The sequence below is a fragment of the Lapillicoccus jejuensis genome (genome assembly GCF_006715055.1).
Classification (GTDB): domain Bacteria; phylum Actinomycetota; class Actinomycetes; order Actinomycetales; family Dermatophilaceae; genus Lapillicoccus; species Lapillicoccus jejuensis.
In genome coordinates this window covers 2,328,217-2,345,417 of the sequence record NZ_VFMN01000001.1, presented here as the reverse complement: position 1 = coordinate 2,345,417, position 17,201 = coordinate 2,328,217, and the positions used below count along the sequence as shown (strand labels likewise).

The window sequence follows — 17,201 nt, the reverse complement described above, 5'->3', positions numbered from 1 at the left end:
TGGGCTGGTCCGGTGCCCGACCTCAGCGCCAGCCGCCACGTCGACGCCCCCGCGGCGCTCGTCTACGACCTCGTCAGCGACCTGCCCCGGATGGGCGAGTGGTCCCCGGAGTGCGAGCGGGTCACCTGGCGGGGCGGCGCGACCGGGCCGGCCGTCGGGGCCCGGTTCGTCGGGTGGAACCGCAGCGGCGCGGTGCGCTGGTGCACCTGGGGCGAGGTCGTCGAGGCCGAGCGCGGCCGGCGGTTCGCCTTCGAGGTGACCGTCGGGCCGGTGCGGGTGGCGCGGTGGGGGTACGTCCTCGAGCCGGACGGCCCGGACGCCTGCACGGTCACCGAGGAGTGGACGAACCGCCGGCCCCGCGCCGTCGGCTGGGCCTCCGACCTCGTGCTCGGCGACCGCGAGGCCACCAACGCCGCCGGCATCGCGGCCACGCTCGACGCGCTCGCCCGCGCCGCCGAGTCGGTCGCCACGGCCTGACCCCCGCGAATCGGATTCGCCCCGCTCGGCTCGGGTCACGACCAGAGCCGAGCGGGGCGAATCCGATTCGGGTCCGTCGGATCAGCCCCGGCGGACCCGCCGGATCCGGATCGGACCCTTGGCCGTCGACGGGTCGACGACCTTCCCACCCTGGGTGACCTCGACCTCCCCGGCCGCGACGAGCCGCCGCGCCGCCCGGCGCGCGGGCTCCATGAGGTCGCGCCACGAGTCCTCGTCGCCGACCGCGCGGGCGGCGTCGGACGGGCAGATGGTGCCCGTACGACGCCCCAGCAGGTCGAGGATGCTCTCCTCCAGCCGGCGGTCGACGTCGGTCACGCCCCGGCGCCGGCACGCGTCGCTGCAGTAGCGCACGTCGTCCCAGCTGCGCTCCCACTTCTTGCGCCACGTGATCGTCCGGCCGCACGAGGCGCAGGTCTTGGTCGGCAGGTCGGGCACGGGGACGTCGTACCCCCGCCGTGCTCACCCCTCACGCCGTGTCCGCACCGACGCGGCACCGGTGCCCCACGGCTGCGGACGTCCGGCTCAGCGGCGCGCGGCCACCGCGGCGTCGTACACCGTCTTGCGCGACAGCCCGCAGGTCGTCGCGACCTCGCCGCTGACGTCCTTGAGCCGCTCGCCCGCCGCGACCCGCGCGAGCACCGCCGCGACCGCGTCATCGAGGTTGCCGCCCGTCGTCGGCGCCCCGGCGACGACGACGGTGATCTCGCCGCGCACCCCGTCCGCCGCCCACTCGGCGAGCTCGCCGAGCCCACCGCGCCGGACCTCCTCGTAGGTCTTGGTCAGCTCCCGGCACACCGCCGCCGGCCGCTCCGGCCCGAAGGCCGAGGCCATCGCGGCCAACGTCGCGTCGAGCCGGTGCGGCGCCTCGAAGAACACCATCGTGCGCCGCTCCGCGGACAGCTCGGCCAGCACGCGGGACCGCTCGCCCTGCTTCCGGGGAAGGAACCCCTCGAAGCAGAACCGGTCCACCGGCAGGCCGCTCACCGCGAGCGCCATGAGCACCGCGCTCGGCCCGGGGACGCAGGTCACCCGCACGCCGGCGTCGGCGCAGGCCGCGACGAGCCGGTAGCCCGGGTCCGACACCGACGGCATGCCGGCGTCGGTGACGACGACGACCCGGTCGCCGGCGAGCAGCCGCTGCAGCAGCTCGGCGGTCCGCGACGCCTCGTTGTGCTCGTGGTAGCTCGTCACCGACCCGCGCGGCTCGACCCCCAGCTCGCCGAGCAGCCGCCGCAGCCGACGGGTGTCCTCGGCGGCGACGACGTCCGCCCCCGCCAGCTCCTGGGCCAGCCGCGGGGCTGCGTCGCGCGGGTCGCCGATCGGGGTCGCGGCGAGGACGAGGACGCCGTCCGGCTCGGTGCTCACCGGCCCATCCTCGCCCATCGCCCGGCCCCGGGCGCGCGCCGGCAAACCCGTTTGCGCCGTCGCCGCCGACCCGCTCGACTGGGCGCATGAGCGAGACGACGCCGCCCCGCCCGACCGTGCACGTGCACGTGCAGCACGCCGACGACGACGAGCGCTTCCTCGCGACCGACCTCCTCGCGTGGTTCCAGGAGCCCCCGCCGGAGCCGGTCGCCGCCACCCTGTCCTCGATCGACCCGGCCGACCGCTGGGCCGCCGACCTCACCGACGACGCGGACGCCGACCCGGACCGGCACGCGGGCATCTACGGCACGTACCCGTTGCAGGTCACCGTCCCCGGGCCGCTCGGGACGCTGCGCCAGGTGCCCGTCCTCGGCCTCTCCTGGGTCGGCGTGCACCCCGACGCCCGCCGCCGCGGCGTCCTCACCGCGATGCTCGCCCACCACCTCGCGCAGGCCCGGACCGGCGGCTGGTCGGGGCTCAGCGCCCTGCACGCGAGCGAGCCCGCGATCTACGGCCGGCACGGCTGGGGGGCCGCCTCGCTCGAGCTGCGCGCGACCCTCTCCCGCGGCGCGACGCTCACCGCCCCCCACCTCGACACCGCCGCCGGTCGCGTCCGCACCCGCCTGTACGACGCCGCCGATCCCGCCGTCGTCGCGCGGGTCACCACCCTCATGCGGGCGCACGCCGCCGACCGGCTGGGCGCCGTGGCGCTGGGCGAGCGCACCCTGCGCCGGTTCCTCTCCGACAACGCCGCCACGACCCGTGACCAGGAACCGACCCGGGTGATGCTCGCCGTCGAGGGCGGCGAGGACGCCGGCTTCGCGGTCCTGCAGCGCAAGCCCGAGTGGGGTGAGCACGCGCCGAAGGGCACCGTCTTCGTGTGGACCGTCGACGGCGCGCCGGCGGTGCGGCTCGCGCTGCTGCGACGCCTCGTCGACCTCGACCTCACGAGCACGGTCAGGCTGCGCACCGCCTCCCCCGACGACCTCGTCCTGGACTGGACGGCCCCCGAGCGCGGGGTCGCCGGCAGCCCGGTCGACTCGCTGTGGCTGCGGCTCGCCGACCTGCCCACCGCCCTCGCCGCGCGCGGCTACGCCGCCCCGTGCGACGTCGTCCTCGACGTCAGCGACACCCGGCTGCCCGACCAGGCCGGCCGGTGGCGGCTGCGGGTCGGCGCCGACGGGACGGGGCGTGCGACCCGCACCGACCAACCCGCCCAGGTGCGGCTCGACGTCGCCGACCTCGGGGCGTCGTACCTCGGGGGGCGGCCGCTCGCGCGGCTGCTCGAGGCGGGCCGTCTCGAGGAGGTCGAGCCCGGCGCCGTCGCCGCCCTCGACGCCGCGCTGCGCAGTCCGCACCGGCTGCACGCCGCCGTCGGCTTCTGACGCCGACACCGGGTCCCGGCCGCCCCCGGTGGCCGGGTTACCGTTGCCCATGACCGACCGCGCCCCCCTCCGGCGGCGCGCCCGGCTCGCGCTGGCCGCGCTCGCCGCCGCCACGGCGGCGCTCGCGCCGGCCCTCGGCACCCCCGCCCCCGCGGCGCACGCGGCGGACCGCGCGATCCGCACGGAGTCGGCGATGGTCCCGGTCGCCGCGGAGGACGACGGCACCGCGGTCTCGCTCGACGCGAGCATCGTCGAGCCGGCCGACGACGGACCGCACCCGGCGGTGCTGCTCGCGCACGGGTTCGGCGGCAGCAAGGACGACCTCGCCGCGCAGGCCGAGGACCTCGCCCAGCGCGGGTACGTCGCGGTCACCTGGTCCGCCCGCGGCTTCGGCCGCTCCGGCGGGCGGATCCACCTCGACGACCCGACGTACGAGGTCGCCGACGCCGGGGTCCTCGTCTCGCGCCTCGCCACCCGCCCCGAGGTGCTCAAGGACCACGACGGTGACCCGCGCGTCGCGGTCGTCGGCGGCTCGTACGGCGGCGCGCTCGCCCTCATGCTCGGCGCGACGGACGCCCGCGTCGACGCGGTCGTCGCGTCGATCACCTGGAACGACCTGGCCGACGCGTTCTTCCCGCAGCACGCCACCGCCCCCGGCTCGCAGGTCGCCGCCGCCGGCGCGGGCGCCCCCGCCTCCGTCCTCGAGCGCGGCCCGGCGACCGGGCCGTTCAAGCAGGTGTGGGCCTCGCGCTTCTTCGTCTCGTCGGTCGCGACCGCCCGGGCCGGCGGCACGGGCGGCACGGGCGGCACGAGCGACCCGACGTGCGGCCGCTTCGACCCGACCATCTGCCGGCTCTTCCTCCAGGCCTCGGCGACCGGGGCTCCGAGCCCGCAGCTGCTGGAGCTGCTCCGCGAGCACAGCCCCGCCCCGCGGCTCGCCGGCCTGCGCGCGCCGACCCTGCTCATCCAGGGCATGGGCGACAGCCTCTTCGGCGTCGACCAGGCCGACGCGACCGCCCGCACCCTCGCCGCCCAGGGCACGCCGGTCGCGGTGCGCTGGATGGACGGCGGGCACGACGGGCCGAGCAGCACCGCCGACGACGACCTCGCCGTCCAGCGCACCTGGCTCGACCACTACATCGGCCAGGCGACCAAGCCCGCCCCCGGTAGCCCGCTGCCGCTGCCGTCCTTCACCTTCGCCGACCCGCTCAGCGGCCGGCAGACCGTCGCGCGGCTGGAGGCGGCCGACGCGCCGTACGCCCGCGCGGCGACGTACGACGTCGTCCCCCTCACCGGCGGCACCAAGCCCCTCACCGGCCCGCCCGGCGGGCAGCCGGCGTCGATCACCCTCGTGCCCGGCGCCGGCGCGCTGACGGCGCAGCTGCCGACGTACCTCCTCGCCGCCCTCCCCGCCCAGTCCGCCGCGTGGGACACGGCACCCGTGACCGCGACCCGCACCGTGGTCGGCGCCCCGCGCGTGCGGCTGACCGTGACGAGCACCGCGAGCAGCAGCACGCTGTTCCTCAGCCTGTGGCAGGTCACCGGCGGGCAGGCCACCCTGGTGCGCCGGGTCGTCGCGCCCGTCATGGTCCCGACCACCCCGGGGACGCCGGCGACGGTCGACGTCACCCTCGCCGGCGGCTCGTGGGTCGTCCCGCCGGGCAGCGCCCTGCGCGTCCTCGTGACGAGCACCGACTCGACGTACGACGCCCCGCGCGCCGCCCGGGCCGACCGGGTCGAGCTGAGCGACCTGCGGCTGCCGACCGTCGCGGCGACCCCGCTCGCCACCAGCGGGAGCAGCCTCGACACCCAGACCGTGGGCGTCCTCGCCGCGACCGGCGTGCTGCTGCTCGGCTTCACGGGGCTGGCGCTGGTGCGTCGTCGCCGGCGCCGGTCGATCGCCCCGCGCCCCGAGCTCGCCGGGGTCCCGCTCGTCGTGGAGCACCTGGTCAAGACGTACAAGGACGGGCACCGCGCCGTCGACGACGTGACGTGGCGGGCCGAGCGCGGCCAGGTCGTCGGCCTGCTCGGGCCGAACGGCGCCGGCAAGACGACGACGCTGCGGATGGTGCTCGGTCTCATCCGCCCCGACTCCGGCGAGGTGCACCTGCTGGGTGCGCCCGTCGACGCGGGCGCCGCCGTCCTCGACCGGGTCGGCGCGCTCGTCGAGGGCCCGGGATTCCTGCCCCACCTCAGCGGGATCGACAACCTCAAGGCCTACTGGGCCGCGACCGGACGACCTCTGGAGGAGGCGCACCTGGAGGAGGTGCTCGCCGTCGCGGCGCTCGGCGGCGCCGTCGAGCGGCCGGTGCGCTCCTACAGCCAGGGCATGCGCCAGCGGCTCGGCATCGCCCAGGCCATGCTCGGCCTGCCCGAGCTGCTCATCCTCGACGAGCCGACCAACGGCCTGGACCCGCCGCAGATCGCGGCCCTGCGCCCGATCCTGCAGCGGTACGCCGCCGGCGACGGCACCCCCGAGGGCGGCCGCACCGTCGTCGTGTCGAGCCACCTGCTCGCCGAGGTCGAGCTGACCTGCTCGCACGTCGTCGTCATGCACGCCGGCCGCGTCGTCACGACCGGGTCGGTCGCCGACCTCGTCGACAGCAGCGACACCACCGTCCTCGAGGTGCAGCGCCACGACCCGTACACCCGCGACGGCGGGCCCGAGGGGACGCCGTACGCCGCCGCGCTGGCCGACCTGCGACAGGCGCCGGGCGTCGTGTCGGTCGAGGCACCCGAGCCCGTCGAGGGGGCGGAGGTGTTGCGGCGCAACGGTTCCGGGGCCGGCCCGAGCGCCGACGAGGACGTCGTCAAGCTCGTCGTCACCTCGCGGCTGCACCGCGCCGAGGTGGTCCGGCTCGCCGCCGCGGCCGGGCTGCGCGTCGTCGGGGTGAGCAGCCGCAAGCACCTCGAGGAGGTCTTCCTCTCGGTCATCGCGGGCGCCGACGGCGCGGCCGCGAACGGGGTCGACGGGGCCGACGACCCGAACGAGCGGCTGCGCACCATCCGCGCCCGCTGAGCCGGACCTGCGCTACCGGGGTGCTGCGGTGGAGTCCTGACCCCACCGCAGCCACCCGCTCCGTACGACGCCCTCAGGCGCGGCGGCGCGGACGGGTGCGGCTGACGGCGACGCCGCCGAGCGCGAGCGCGCCACCGGCGATGGCCCAGGCGGTGGGGACCTCGCCGAGCAGGCCCCACGACAGCAGGACGGTGATGGCGGGGACGGCGAGGGTCGTCGTCGTCAGCCGGCCGGCGTCGCTGGCGCGCAGCGCCCGCGCCCACAGGATGAAGGCGACGGCGGTCGGGCCGACGCCGAGGTAGACCACCGCGAGCGTCGAGCCGAGCGGTGCGGCCGCGACCTGGTGGAGCAGCTCCGGCAGCCACGGCAGCAGGACGACCGTGCCGGCGAGGCACCCGAGGAACGTCCCGGTCACCGCGTCGACGGTGCGCAGCGCCACCTTCTGCAGCAGCACCCCGCCGGCGTAGAGCACCGCGGCGACCAGGCCGAGTGCGATGCCCGTGCCGTCCGCGTGGACGCCGCGCCCCCCGGCGGCGATGAGCGCGACACCCGCGAACCCGACGAGCAGCCCGACGAGCAGACGCCTCGGGAACCCCTCGCCGAGCAGCAGCCCGCCGGTCAGCGCCACGAGCAGCGGCGCGACGTTGACGACCATGGCCGCGGTGCCGGCGTCGAGGTGGTGCTCGGCGGCGTTGAGAGCGACCGTGTAGGCGGCGAACCACGCGACGCCGTACCCGACGACGAGACCGAGCGAGCGACCGCGGGGCAGGCTCGGGCGGGCACCGCGCCGCCGCGACACGACGGCCAGGATCACCGCGAGCGCCACCGTCCCGACGAGGATCCGGCCGAGCGCGAGGGGCACCGGCGCGTACGCCCCGGCGACGAAGCGGATGGCGATGAACGCCGAGGCCCACAGCAGCAGGACGGTGAGCACGGGGAGGGCCGCGCGCAGGGCCGGTCCCCGCCCGGTCCGCCCGGGCTCCACCGGCGGCAGGGTCGCCGCGGCCACGGGGGCGTCGGAGGGGGTCGTGACCTGCGAGGACTGTGCCATGCCCCACAGCATGGGGCACGGCAAAGCCTCAGCACCAGCGAGCATTCCTGACGAAACCTTCAGTCCGACTGAACGACGACGTAGGCTCGTCCTGTGCTCGACCTCCACCGCCTGCGCGTCTTCCGCGCCGTCGTCGCGACCGGCTCCGTCGGCGGCGCCGCGACCGCCCTCGGCTACTCCCCCTCCGCGGTCAGCCAGCACGTCACGGCCCTCCAGCGCGAGACCGGCCTCGCCCTGCTGGAGAAGCACGGCCGCGGCATCGTCCCGACCGACGCCGGCCGCCGGCTCGCCCACGAGTCCGAGTCGGTCCTCGACCGCCTCGCCGAGCTCGAGTCGGTCGCGGCCGACCTGCGCGCGGGGCGCAGCGGCCGGCTCACCTTCGCGTACGTCGCCTCGGCCGGCACCGCCTGGGTGCCGCCGGTCGTCGCGACCCTCGACCGCGAGTTCCCCGACCTGCGCCTCGACCTGCGCCTCGTCGAGCTCGACGACGGCCGGCTCGACCCCGACCTCGAGGTCGTCGTCGAGCAGGCGGTCGGCCCCCGCGACGCGGAGACCGAGGTGCTCCTCGAGGAGCCGTACGTCGTCGCCGTCCCCACCGGCCACCGCTTCGCCGGCCGCGACGAGGTCGCCCTCGCCGAGCTCGACGGCGAGCGCTGGGTCGACAACGACGTCGTCCAGGGCCCGTGCCGTCAGGTGGTCCTCGACGCGTGCGCCGCCGCCGGCATCGTCCCCGGCTTCCACGTCGAGGCGCACGACTACCCCTCGGCGCTCGCCTTCGTCGCGGTCGGCGTCGGCGTCACCGTGCTGCCGCGGCTCGGGACCGTGACGATGCCCGACGGCGTCGTCGCGGTCCCCCTCGCCGAACCCGCCCCGCGGCGCCGGCTCGTCCTGCGGACCCGGCCGTCGCTGCGCGAGCACCCCGCGGTGCGCCGGGCCAGCGAGCTGCTGCGCGCCGCCGCGGCGCGCACGACCGCCACGTAGGCTCGGTCCATGACGGCGACCGCGACCCCGCGCGAGCAGCCCACCGAGCCGCGCCGACCGGGCCGCCCGGGCCGCCCGGCGCACCGGCGCCGCCCGCTCACGTGGCGCGCCGAGCTCGGCCGGCAGCTGCGGCGCCGCCGTACGCTCTGGTCGTTCGGGCTGCTACTCGCCCTGCCGCTCGTCGTCGTCGGGGCCTTCGCCATCGGCCGCTCCGACGGCTCCTCGCCCACGACGGCCACGAGCTTCGTCTCCCTGGCGACGGCCAACGCCGCGAACTTCGCCGTCTTCACCACCTCGGCCGCGGCGTCGTTCCTCCTCGTCGTCCTCGCCGCGCTGTTCGTCGGCGACGCGCTGCCGTCCGAGGCGTCCTGGTCGAGCCTGCGCTACCTGCTCGTCGCGCCCGTCCCCCGCACCCGGCTGCTGACGAGCAAGCTCGTCGTCGCGCTGACCAGCATGGCGTTCGCCGTCTTCCTGCTCATCGGGTGGTCCCTGCTCGTCGGCGGCGTCTTCTACGGGTGGGGCGCCTTCACCAACCCCGCCGGCGGCACGCTCGGCTGGGACGTGCTCGGCTGGCGCCTGCTCGGCGTCGCGGCGTACGTCGTCGTGACCCTCCTGCAGGTGGGCGCGATCGCCTTCGCGCTCGGCACCCGCACCGACGCACCGCTGGCCGCCGTCGGCGGCGCCGTGATGGTCACCATCGTCACCGCGATCCTCGGGCAGATCGACAACCTCGGGGTCATCCGCAACGGCCTGCCGATGTACTACCAGCGGGCCTGGTTCGACCTGCTCGCCCCGACCGTCGACTGGACCGGCATCCGGCACGGTGTCGTGTGGTCCCTGTTCTGGACGGTGCTCTTCATCGGTCTGGGCTACGCCCTCTTCCGCCGCAAGGACGTCCTCAGCTAGTCCGGCCAGGTCCGCAAGAGGTCACGCATCAGGACGCGATCCGACCTGATGGTGCGGGAGGCTCGTCGTGACGGCGGGGACGTCCCGCCCCTGTGAGCACCTCGACGAGGAGACACCATGCCCGGCATGCCACCCCCGGTCTCGACCGAGAAGGACGCGATCCGCCTCTTCCTGCGCCAGCAGCACGACGGCATCCGCGGGGCCGTCTTCGGCCTCACCGACGAGCAGGCGCACGCGCGTCCGACGGCCAGCGCGATCAGCCTCGCCGGGCTCGTCAAGCACCTCACCGTCATGGAGGCGGGCTGGGTCGACCGCGCCGCCGCCGGCCCGCAGCCCTGGACGCGCGACGACCGGCCGCTCGAGGAGGCCGCCGCCGACTACGGCAGCGACTGGGACCCGACCGGGCAGACGCTGGCCGACCTGATGGCCGGGGTTCGACGCGATGACCGCTCGCAGCGAGGCGCTCGTCGACGAGCTCGACCTCGACACCGCCGTGCCGGTCCCCCGCGACGCCCCCTGGTTCCCCCAGGACGTCGAGGCGTGGTCGGTGCGCTGGGTGTGGTTCCACGTCATCGAGGAGGTCGCCCGGCACGCCGGTCACGCCGACATCGTCCGCGAGCACCTCGACGGCGCGACGATGTACGAGCTGCTGGCCGGCCGCGAGGGGTGGCCGGCCACGCCGTGGCTCACCCCGTGGACGCCGCCGACGCCGCAGGACCCGGCGCCAGCAGCTCGCTCCTGATCTGCGCTTTGAGGACCTTGCCGACCTTCGAGCGCGGCAGGTCCTCCCAGACCTCGACCTGCTTGGGCGCCTTGACGCTGCCGATCCGGGCCTTGACGAAGGCGACGACCTCGTCGGGGGTCACCGTGCGCCCGGGTCGCGGCTGCACGACGGCCGTCACCCGCTCGCCCCACTTGTCGTCGGGCAGGCCCACGACCGCGCAGTCCTGCACGTCGGGGTGGGCCAGCAGCGCCTGCTCGACCTCGGTCGAGTAGACGTTGAACCCGCCGCTGATGACCATGTCCTTGGCGCGGTCGACGATGAAGAGGAAGCCGTCGTCGTCGAGGTAGCCGATGTCGCCGGTGTGGTGCCAGCCGTGCGCCGACGCGACCGCCGTCGCCTCCGGGTCGCGGTGGTAGCCCTTCATGACGAGCGGTCCGCGGACGACGATCTCGCCGCGCTCGCCGGTCGGCAGCAGCGTCCCGGCGGGGTCCATGATCCCGACGGTGACCAGCGGCGTCGGCCGCCCCGCCGACGCCAGCCGGGCGTGGGCGACCGACCCGTCGGGCAGCCGGTGCTCGGCCGGCGACAGCGTCGAGATCATCATCGGCGCCTCGGTCTGACCGAAGAGCTGGGCCATCGGCCCGATCCGCTCCAGCGCCTCCTCGAGCCGGGCCGCCGACATCGGCGCGGCGCCGTACCAGAAGCACTGCAACGACGTCAGGTCCGTGGCGTCCAGCCGCTCGTGGCCGAGGACCATGTAGACCAGCGTCGGGGGCAGGAAGGTGTGCGTCACCCGGTGCCGCTGGACGTGCTCGAGGAAGACCCCGACGTCCGGGGCGCGCATGACGACGACCTCGCCGCCGAGCGACAGCACAGGGAAGCACAGCACGCCCGCGGCGTGCGTGAGCGGCGCCAGCGCGAGGTACGTCGGCCGCCCCTCGAACGGGTAGGACAGCAGGGTCGTCGCGCTCATCACCTCGAGGTTGCGCGTCGTGAGGACGACACCCTTCGGCCGGCCCGTCGTCCCACCGGTGCCGACGATCATCGCGACGTCGTCGACCGGCTGCTCGTCGACGACCCGGTCACCGGCATCCTGGAGGAAGGCTTCCCAGGACAGCACACCGTCGGCGACCTCGTCCCCGTCGAGCTGCACCAGCGTCGCCATCCGGGGCAGGTCGCCCCGGATGGCCTCGACGAGCGGGGAGAACCTCGCCTGGAACACGAGGGCCTCGCACTCGAACAGCTCGAGCAGCTCCCGGTTCTCGGCCGCCTCGTTGCGGGGGTTGATCGGGCACCAGACGGCGCCCGCCAGGCTGATGCCGAAGACGCAGGTGAAGGCGACGGGGTCGTTGGCGGAGAGGATCGCCACCGACGCCCCCGGGCGGATCCCGTGGGCGGCGAGCGCGCCGGCCACCCGGCCGGCGAGCGCGCGCACGCCGCCGTACGACGTCGTGACGCCGTCAGTGGTGAGGCAGGGGGCCTCGGGCCCGAGCGAGGCCCCCTTGTCGAGCCAGTCGACCAGGCGCATCCCGCTCACGGCCGGTGCCCGCTCACATGCCCATGCCGCCGTCGACCGGCAGCCCGGCGCCGGTGACGAAGCGGGCGGCGTCGGAGGCGAGGAAGACGACGGCGTCGGCCATGTCGGCCACCTCGCCCAGCCGCCCGGCCGGGGTGAGGCCGACGACGGCGCCGACCGCCTCCTCGACCGAGGGGAAGAGCCCGATCCGGGTCACGTCCTGGGCCAGGCCCATCCCCATCGCGGTCGGCACGAGCCCCGGGTAGATGCAGTTGACCCGCACGCCGTAGCCGAGCTTGCCCGACTCCATCGCCGCGACCCGAGTGAGCCGGTCGACCCCGGACTTCGTCGCCGAGTAGACCGCGATGCCCGGGAAGGCGATCGTCGCGGCGACCGACGCGACGTTGACGACCGCGCCGCCCTGGCCGGCGATCCCGCCGGGTCGCATGGCGCGGAAGGCGTGCTTGAGCCCGAGTGCGGTGCCGAGCAGGTTGACCTCGAGCATCCGGCGGACCTCGTCGGGGTCGAGGTCGACGACGAGGCTGGTGATCTCGACGCCCGCGTTGTTGACCAGGACGTCGAGGCCGCCGAGCTGCCCGGCGGCGTCGGCGACCGCCGACTCCCAGCCGGCGTCGTCGGTGACGTCGAGGTGGACCGACCCGTGTCCCTCGCCGAGCGAGGTCGCGACCTCCTTCGCGAGGTCGTCCTGCACGTCGGCGACGACGACGTGGGCCCCGGCGGTGGCCAGCGCGCGCGCCATGCCCTCCCCGAGGCCCTGGGCCCCACCGGTGACGAGCGCCTTGCGGCCGGTCAGGTCGAACACACCCATGTCGACTCCCTTGTCGAGCGGGCGCCACGGCGGCGCCGGACTTGACGAGTGTCAAGAGGCTCTGGACACTTGTCAAGACCCCGTTCCCGGGAAAGGAGATCGACCGCGTGAGCACCGCCAGCACCGCCGTCGGGTCGCCGTCCGACGAGCGCCGCGGGCAGCTGGCCGAGTCGGCCCTCGCCACCCTCGGGGAGCTCGGCTACGCCCGGTCCAGCCTGCGTGAGATCGCGGCCCGCTCCCCCTTCAGCCACGGCGTCGTGCACTACTACTTCCGCGACAAGCACGAGCTCATCGTCTTCTGCGTGCGGCACTACAAGGCCCGGTGCGTGCACCGGTACGACGGCGTCGTCGACGCCGCGACGACGCCCGCGCAGCTGCTCGACGGGTTCGCCGACGCCCTGACCCAGACCCTGCGCGACGAGGCGCCGATGCACCGGCTCTGGTACGACCTGCGCTCGCAGAGCCTCTTCGAGCCGGCGCTGCGCGAGGCGGTGCGCGAGATCGACGCCACCCTCGAGGCGATGGTCTGGCGCGTCGTCAGCCGGTACGGCGCCCTGTCCGGCCGGGCCGTGCTCACCGACCCCGGGGCGACGTACGGGCTGCTCGACGGGCTGTTCCAGCAGGCGTTGCTCGGGTGGGACGGACGCGACGACGCCGCGGTGGAGCGCCTGGCGGCGCAGGTGCGCGACCTGCTGCCCCTCGTCCTCGCGTCGGCGGGCTGAGCCGGGCGCTCGTCAGGCCGCCGAGGTCGCCGCGTCCGACATCCGGGCCAGGGCGGCCGCGGTCCACACGAACGCGTCGGCGAACGCCGTCTCGAGCTCCGCGGTCGTGACCGGCGCCCCGGGCAGGCCCGGCCGGCCGAGCTGGAAGTCCGTGGCCGCACGCACGAGCCGGCCGAGCGGGCCGGTCGGCTCCCCCGTGCCGGGCTCACCGAAGGCGGCCTGCGCGAGGGCCTCGTCGAGCTCGAGCGAGTCGCGCAGCTGAGCGGCCGGCACCCCGAGCAGGAGGTCGAGCGCCGACAGCATGCCGGCGGCGAACGCGGTCTCCTGGGTGCGCCGGTCGTGCCGGGCGCAGAGCAGCTCCACCGCGCGGGCGCGGACGAGCACGTCAACGAAGCGCTCGGTCCCCTGGCCACCCGGTGCCTCGTTCGTGCCGCCCCGTCCGGGGCGCAGGACGAGCAGGGCCATCCAGCTCTGGATCGCCCGGCTGCCGGCCTTGAGGACGGCGTCGCGGATCGTCGTCACCGTGCGGCGGGTCTCGCCGGCGCGGCCGAGGGCCGCGAGCCGGATGACCTGGACGGCGAGGCTGGGGTCGAAGTGGAGCAGCTCGACCAGCTCCTCCAGCTCGAGCTCGCTCCCGAGCAGCAGGGTCGCCATCCGCAGCTGCGAGAGGTCCCCGGGCTGCAGGGTCGGGCCGGCGACGACGACCGGCCGGTCGACGTAGTAGCCCTGGAAGAGGTCGAAACCGAGCGCGCTGAGGTCGTCGTACTCGTGCGCGGTCTCGACCTTCTCGGCGAGCAGCCGCACCCCGTGCCGGCGGCAGCGCTCGACGAGGCGCACGAGCTCCTCGCCCTGGGTCTGGCGCACGTCGATCTTGACGATGTCGGCGAGGTCGAGCAGCGCCTCGTCGCCCTCGAAGCCGACGAAGTCGTCGAGGGCGATGGCGTAGCCCTGGTCGGCCAGCCGCCGGCAGCCGGCGAGGACCTCGACGTCGACGACGACGGTCTCCAGCACCTCGACGACGGCCCGGTCCGGCGGCAGCACGAGGGGGACGTCCCCGAGCAGGACGCCGCGGTCGGCGTTGACGAAGGCGAGCCGCCCGCCGACGACCTCGTCGAGACCGATCTCGAGGGTGCTGAGGGCGACGGCGGCGGACATCTCGTCGCCGCTCAGCGCGCCGCCCGCGACCTGGGCGGAGCGGTCGGCGCGGAAGAGCAGCTCGTAGCCGACGGTCACCCCTTCCCGGTCCTGGACGGCCTGGCGCCCGACGACGACCGGACTGGACATGCGCGACTCCCCTGTGACGACGCGACGGCCCGACCGCGGGTGGATGGACGGTCGGGGCGACCGACGCGTCGCCCGTCCGACCCCGGGTGGGTCGGGCGGGCGAGGCGGTGGTCGAGTGGTTCGGTGGTGCGCTGGTGCGGTGGTGCGGTGGTGCTCAGACGGCGACGAGGGCGAGGCTTCCGGAGCCGTAGCCGGCGACGTCGACCCGCAGGTCCTCGCGGCGGCCGACGGCGGCGAGCAGCTCCTCGAGCCGGGTCGGGAGCGCCTGACCCGGCTGGTGCACCGGGCCGAGGCGGGTGTGCGGGTTGTCGCCGACGTTCCACGCCGCTGACAGGACGTTGAGGACCTCGACGGTGTTGGCGAGGATCATCGGCGACGGGTCCTGCCCCTTGACCATGTCCTGGGCACCACCTGCGGGGGCCAGGCCGATGGCCGCGCCGACGTAGACGGTGAGGGCGAGGTCGAGGGCGACGACGGCGAGCAGGTGCCCGTCGTCGGCCCGCATCTCCGCGACGCAGACCGGCTCGTAGGGCCCGGGGGTCCACGAGTCCTGCGGCTTGAGGTCGACGGTGCGCCCGAGCAGCCCCTCGAGGAGGTCGCGGACGGCCTTGGGGTGCGGCAGGACGGCCTCGGTGAGGCCGGTGGGGCCGGTCGTGGCCGTCACGACAGCACCGGGTCGAGGGCCGCCTGGACGTCCTCGGGGCTGAAGGGCTTGCCGATGAGGAACGACGCGCCGGCCTGGGTGGCCGCCTCGCGCATCGGCTCCGAGCTCTCGGAGGTGACGAAGCCGAAGGGGCGCCCGTCCCCGCGCGAGCGCAGCGCCTGGAGGAACTCCAGACCGCTCATCTGCGGCATGTTCCAGTCCGAGAGCACGACGTCCGGCTCGCACTGGACGACCTTGCTCATGCCGTCCAGCCCGTCCTCGGCCTCGACGATGTCGACGTGGTCGTAGCCCGCCTGTCGCAGGGCGCGGGTGACGATCTGGCGCATGACGCGGCTGTCGTCGACCACGAGGATGGTGGTCATCGGTGGGGTCCTTCCACGGGGTGGTGGTGCGCCTCGGGCGCGGGGTCGGGGGTGATCGAGATCTGGACGGGCTCGACGCCCCACAGCACGGTGGCGTGCAGCCCGCCGGCCGGCGGCACGACGTCGGCGAGCCGCGGGTGCGGCAGCGAGAGCTGGTTGTCGCCCGGCAGCAGCGCCTTGACGTTGCCGCCGACGATGTTGACGACCTCGCCGAGGACGTCGAGCAGGTCGGCGTCGACGGCGGTGCCGTCGGGCAGGAGGAACAGCCGGTGGGCCAGCTGCTCGGCGAACGTCCACGACATCCGCAGGACGACGACGCCGTCCCAGCCGCCGGTGATGCGGATCCGCGCGCCCACCGGCTCCTGCGGGTCGCGGTGCGGGACGGCGACGGGCCGCGGCTCACCGGGGAAGAGCGACTCGGCCAGATCGGCGACGATGTCGACCAGCGTCGCGGCGCCCACGACGTCCTCGAGGTCCAGGGTCGCGGCGCTCACCAGGCCACCGCCTCGGCGTCCGCCGTCGCGGGGACGAGGCCGAGCAGGGACAGCTTGTCCTCCAGCGCCTCCTCCGTGAACGGCTTGATGAGGTACTCGTGGGCGCCGGCCGCGAGGGCCTGGACGATGCGCGACTGCTCGGACTCGGTCGTCACCATCATCAGCGTGATGCCGCGGTAGCGGGGCTGCGCGCGCACCGCCTTGATGAGCTCGAGTCCGTCCATGACGGGCATGTTCCAGTCGACCAGGGCCACGTCGGGCAGCTCGTCGGACCCGGCGAGGACGTCGAGCGCGGCCTGGCCGTGCTCGGCCTGCACCGTCTCGAAGCCCAGACGCTGCACGATGCGAGCGACCACGAGCCGCATGGCCCGCGAGTCGTCGACGATGAGGGCTTTCATGTCGCAGCTCCTTGGAGTTGGTGGACGACGGTGCCGGCCGCCCGCACCTGGGTGTAGCCGTGGATGACCGAGGCGGAGGTCTCCCCCGGTCCGAGGAAGAGGAAGCCGCCCGGGTTGAGCAGGCCGCGGATCCTGCCGAGGATCTGCTCGCGGACCGGCGGGTCGAAGTAGATGAGCACGTTGCGGCAGAACACGATGTCGAAGCGGGGCAGCGCGGTCCACGGCTCGGCGAGGTTCATCCGGTCGAAGCGGGTGCGCTCACGCAGCCGGGGGGCGACGACGTAGTCGCGGCCCTCCCGCTCGAAGTACTTGACCAGCAGCTGGGCCGGCAGGCCCCGGTTGACCTCGAGGTGGCTGAAGCGCCCGGCGCGGGCGCGGGCCACGGCCTCGCTGGACAGGTCGGTGCCGACGAGCCTGACGTCCCAGCCGGACAGCTGGGGGAAGGAGTCCTCCAGCGTCATGGCGATCGTGTAGAGCTCCTGGCCGGTCGAGCTGGCGGCGCTCCACACGGACAGCCGTCGCTGCGCGGCCCGGGAGGCGAGCATCTGGGGGACGACGACGGTGCGCAGCGCCTCGAACGAGGAGACGTCGCGGAAGAACGACGTCTCGTTCGTCGTCATGGCGTCGACGACCTGGTCGACGAGCGGCCGGGGCACGCCCGGTGCGCGCAGCGCGGTGACGAGGTCGCGGACGCCGGCGAAGCCGGCGCGGGCCGCGACCGGCGCCAGCCGCGCCTCCATGAGGTACTCCTTGCCCGGGGCCAGCGAGATGGCGGACCGGCGGCGCAGGAAGTCGGCGAAGAAGGTGAAGTCGGCCTCGGTGGCCGACTGGTTCCCGGCGGGTCCGGGACGGCCGGGTGGCGCGGTGGCGGTGACCAGGCTCATGATCCGCTCCTGAGGGTGGCTCGGACGGCGGGGCCGCGGCGCGGGCGACGGGTCGTCGTCGGCGTCATGGCGTCCTCCTGTCCGGGGGCGAGCGGGTGTCGGGTGGAGCATCGGCCGAG

Annotated in this window: 18 protein-coding genes and 1 pseudogene; 8 read left to right on the top strand and 11 right to left on the bottom strand. The window is 75.3% G+C overall.

Going from position 1 to position 17,201, the window contains the following annotated elements:
* The first annotated feature begins 12 nt into the window (after window positions 1-12).
* A complete protein-coding gene (locus tag FB458_RS11135) occupies window positions 13-477 on the top strand; it encodes an SRPBCC family protein (RefSeq protein ID WP_211356012.1) in 465 nt (154 codons plus the stop codon).
* Between the two features lie 81 nt (window positions 478-558).
* Here the strand turns inward: FB458_RS11135 and FB458_RS11130 are convergent, their stop codons facing one another.
* Both FB458_RS11130 and rsmI read right to left on the bottom strand, forming a co-directional pair.
* On the bottom strand, window positions 559-933 hold the full coding sequence (locus FB458_RS11130) for a DUF2256 and DUF3253 domain-containing protein (protein WP_211356011.1): 375 nt from the start codon (window positions 931-933) through the stop codon (window positions 559-561).
* Window positions 934-1,020: 87 nt separating this feature from the next.
* On the bottom strand, window positions 1,021-1,881 hold the full coding sequence (gene rsmI / locus FB458_RS11125) for a 16S rRNA (cytidine(1402)-2'-O)-methyltransferase (RefSeq protein ID WP_141848548.1): 861 nt from the start codon (window positions 1,879-1,881) through the stop codon (window positions 1,021-1,023).
* Window positions 1,882-1,949: 68 nt separating this feature from the next.
* Between rsmI and FB458_RS11120 the strand changes: the two genes are divergently transcribed.
* Both FB458_RS11120 and FB458_RS11115 read left to right on the top strand, forming a co-directional pair.
* Window positions 1,950-3,248: a GNAT family N-acetyltransferase gene (locus tag FB458_RS11120; RefSeq protein ID WP_141848547.1), complete on the top strand. Its 1,299-nt coding sequence runs from the start codon at window positions 1,950-1,952 to the stop codon at window positions 3,246-3,248.
* Between the two features lie 49 nt (window positions 3,249-3,297).
* The gene (locus FB458_RS11115) at window positions 3,298-6,267 is read left to right on the top strand and encodes an alpha/beta fold hydrolase (protein WP_141848546.1); all 2,970 of its coding nucleotides are present in this window, start codon (window positions 3,298-3,300) and stop codon (window positions 6,265-6,267) included.
* A gap of 73 nt (window positions 6,268-6,340) precedes the next feature.
* On the opposite strand, the gene FB458_RS11110 is transcribed toward FB458_RS11115, so the two are convergent.
* A complete protein-coding gene (locus FB458_RS11110; protein WP_211356010.1) occupies window positions 6,341-7,318 on the bottom strand; it encodes a DMT family transporter in 978 nt (325 codons plus the stop codon).
* 93 nt (window positions 7,319-7,411) lie between these two features.
* Here FB458_RS11110 and FB458_RS11105 point away from each other — a divergent pair, with 93 nt between their 5' ends.
* The 4 genes and pseudogenes from FB458_RS11105 (at window position 7,412) to FB458_RS21615 (ending at window position 9,947) form a co-directional block, all read left to right on the top strand.
* Entirely contained in the window at window positions 7,412-8,299 is an 888-nt protein-coding gene (locus FB458_RS11105) for a LysR family transcriptional regulator (RefSeq protein WP_141848544.1), read from the top strand.
* 9 nt (window positions 8,300-8,308) lie between these two features.
* The gene (locus tag FB458_RS11100) at window positions 8,309-9,205 is read left to right on the top strand and encodes an ABC transporter permease subunit (RefSeq protein ID WP_141848543.1); all 897 of its coding nucleotides are present in this window, start codon (window positions 8,309-8,311) and stop codon (window positions 9,203-9,205) included.
* A gap of 117 nt (window positions 9,206-9,322) precedes the next feature.
* Window positions 9,323-9,604 (top strand): annotated as a pseudogene (locus tag FB458_RS22255) (mycothiol transferase); the annotation flags it as partial.
* A 43-nt stretch (window positions 9,605-9,647) separates the two neighbouring features.
* The gene (locus FB458_RS21615) at window positions 9,648-9,947 is read left to right on the top strand and encodes a mycothiol transferase (RefSeq protein WP_211356009.1); all 300 of its coding nucleotides are present in this window, start codon (window positions 9,648-9,650) and stop codon (window positions 9,945-9,947) included.
* On the opposite strand, the gene FB458_RS11090 is transcribed toward FB458_RS21615, so the two are convergent.
* Together FB458_RS11090 and FB458_RS11085 are read right to left on the bottom strand one after the other, a co-directional pair.
* Window positions 9,892-11,457: an acyl-CoA synthetase gene (locus tag FB458_RS11090; RefSeq protein WP_141850484.1), complete on the bottom strand. Its 1,566-nt coding sequence runs from the start codon at window positions 11,455-11,457 to the stop codon at window positions 9,892-9,894. The two genes, FB458_RS21615 and FB458_RS11090, sit on opposite strands and share 56 nt — an antisense overlap.
* A gap of 22 nt (window positions 11,458-11,479) precedes the next feature.
* Window positions 11,480-12,274, bottom strand: coding sequence for an SDR family NAD(P)-dependent oxidoreductase (locus tag FB458_RS11085; RefSeq protein WP_141848542.1), 795 nt, complete (start codon window positions 12,272-12,274; stop codon window positions 11,480-11,482).
* A gap of 107 nt (window positions 12,275-12,381) precedes the next feature.
* On the opposite strand from FB458_RS11085, the gene FB458_RS11080 reads away from it, so the two are divergent.
* Window positions 12,382-12,996, top strand: coding sequence for a TetR/AcrR family transcriptional regulator (locus tag FB458_RS11080; protein WP_246061167.1), 615 nt, complete (start codon window positions 12,382-12,384; stop codon window positions 12,994-12,996).
* Window positions 12,997-13,008: 12 nt separating this feature from the next.
* Here FB458_RS11080 and FB458_RS11075 read toward each other — a convergent pair whose 3' ends face one another.
* The 6 genes from FB458_RS11075 to FB458_RS11050 all read right to left on the bottom strand — a co-directional run bounded on the left by FB458_RS11075 (window position 13,009) and on the right by FB458_RS11050 (window position 17,082).
* On the bottom strand, window positions 13,009-14,280 hold the full coding sequence (locus tag FB458_RS11075) for an EAL and HDOD domain-containing protein (RefSeq protein WP_141848541.1): 1,272 nt from the start codon (window positions 14,278-14,280) through the stop codon (window positions 13,009-13,011).
* 154 nt (window positions 14,281-14,434) lie between these two features.
* The gene (locus tag FB458_RS11070) at window positions 14,435-14,944 is read right to left on the bottom strand and encodes a hypothetical protein (RefSeq protein WP_141848540.1); all 510 of its coding nucleotides are present in this window, start codon (window positions 14,942-14,944) and stop codon (window positions 14,435-14,437) included.
* Window positions 14,941-15,306, bottom strand: a complete 366-nt coding sequence (locus FB458_RS11065; RefSeq protein WP_141848539.1) for a response regulator — start codon at window positions 15,304-15,306, stop codon at window positions 14,941-14,943. The genes FB458_RS11070 and FB458_RS11065 overlap by 4 nt, the downstream gene beginning before the upstream one ends.
* The gene (locus FB458_RS11060; protein WP_170185649.1) at window positions 15,303-15,800 is read right to left on the bottom strand and encodes a chemotaxis protein CheX; all 498 of its coding nucleotides are present in this window, start codon (window positions 15,798-15,800) and stop codon (window positions 15,303-15,305) included. The genes FB458_RS11065 and FB458_RS11060 overlap by 4 nt, the downstream gene beginning before the upstream one ends.
* Complete coding sequence (locus FB458_RS11055; protein WP_141848537.1) at window positions 15,797-16,198, bottom strand: response regulator; 402 nt, start codon at window positions 16,196-16,198, stop codon at window positions 15,797-15,799. The genes FB458_RS11060 and FB458_RS11055 overlap by 4 nt, the downstream gene beginning before the upstream one ends.
* Window positions 16,195-17,082 (bottom strand): CheR family methyltransferase, encoded by an 888-nt coding sequence (locus tag FB458_RS11050; protein WP_170185648.1) that lies wholly within the window; start codon window positions 17,080-17,082, stop codon window positions 16,195-16,197. The genes FB458_RS11055 and FB458_RS11050 overlap by 4 nt, the downstream gene beginning before the upstream one ends.
* Window positions 17,083-17,201: the final 119 nt, after the last annotated feature.

Bases quoted from the DNA above. Each gene is read 5' to 3' on its own strand.
- rsmI (WP_141848548.1), bottom strand. From the start codon at position 1,881: ATGGGCGAGGATGGGCCGGTGAGCACCGAGCCGGACGGCGTCCTCGTC.
- FB458_RS11120 (WP_141848547.1), top strand. From the start codon at position 1,950: ATGAGCGAGACGACGCCGCCCCGCCCGACCGTGCACGTGCACGTGCAG.
- FB458_RS11115 (WP_141848546.1), top strand. From the start codon at position 3,298: ATGACCGACCGCGCCCCCCTCCGGCGGCGCGCCCGGCTCGCGCTGGCC.
- FB458_RS11110 (WP_211356010.1), bottom strand. From the start codon at position 7,318: ATGGCACAGTCCTCGCAGGTCACGACCCCCTCCGACGCCCCCGTGGCC.
- FB458_RS11100 (WP_141848543.1), top strand. From the start codon at position 8,309: ATGACGGCGACCGCGACCCCGCGCGAGCAGCCCACCGAGCCGCGCCGA.
- FB458_RS21615 (WP_211356009.1), top strand. From the start codon at position 9,648: ATGACCGCTCGCAGCGAGGCGCTCGTCGACGAGCTCGACCTCGACACC.
- FB458_RS11090 (WP_141850484.1), bottom strand. From the start codon at position 11,457: ATGCGCCTGGTCGACTGGCTCGACAAGGGGGCCTCGCTCGGGCCCGAG.
- FB458_RS11085 (WP_141848542.1), bottom strand. From the start codon at position 12,274: ATGGGTGTGTTCGACCTGACCGGCCGCAAGGCGCTCGTCACCGGTGGG.
- FB458_RS11075 (WP_141848541.1), bottom strand. From the start codon at position 14,280: ATGTCCAGTCCGGTCGTCGTCGGGCGCCAGGCCGTCCAGGACCGGGAA.
- FB458_RS11065 (WP_141848539.1), bottom strand. From the start codon at position 15,306: ATGACCACCATCCTCGTGGTCGACGACAGCCGCGTCATGCGCCAGATC.
- FB458_RS11055 (WP_141848537.1), bottom strand. From the start codon at position 16,198: ATGAAAGCCCTCATCGTCGACGACTCGCGGGCCATGCGGCTCGTGGTC.
- FB458_RS11050 (WP_170185648.1), bottom strand. From the start codon at position 17,082: ATGAGCCTGGTCACCGCCACCGCGCCACCCGGCCGTCCCGGACCCGCC.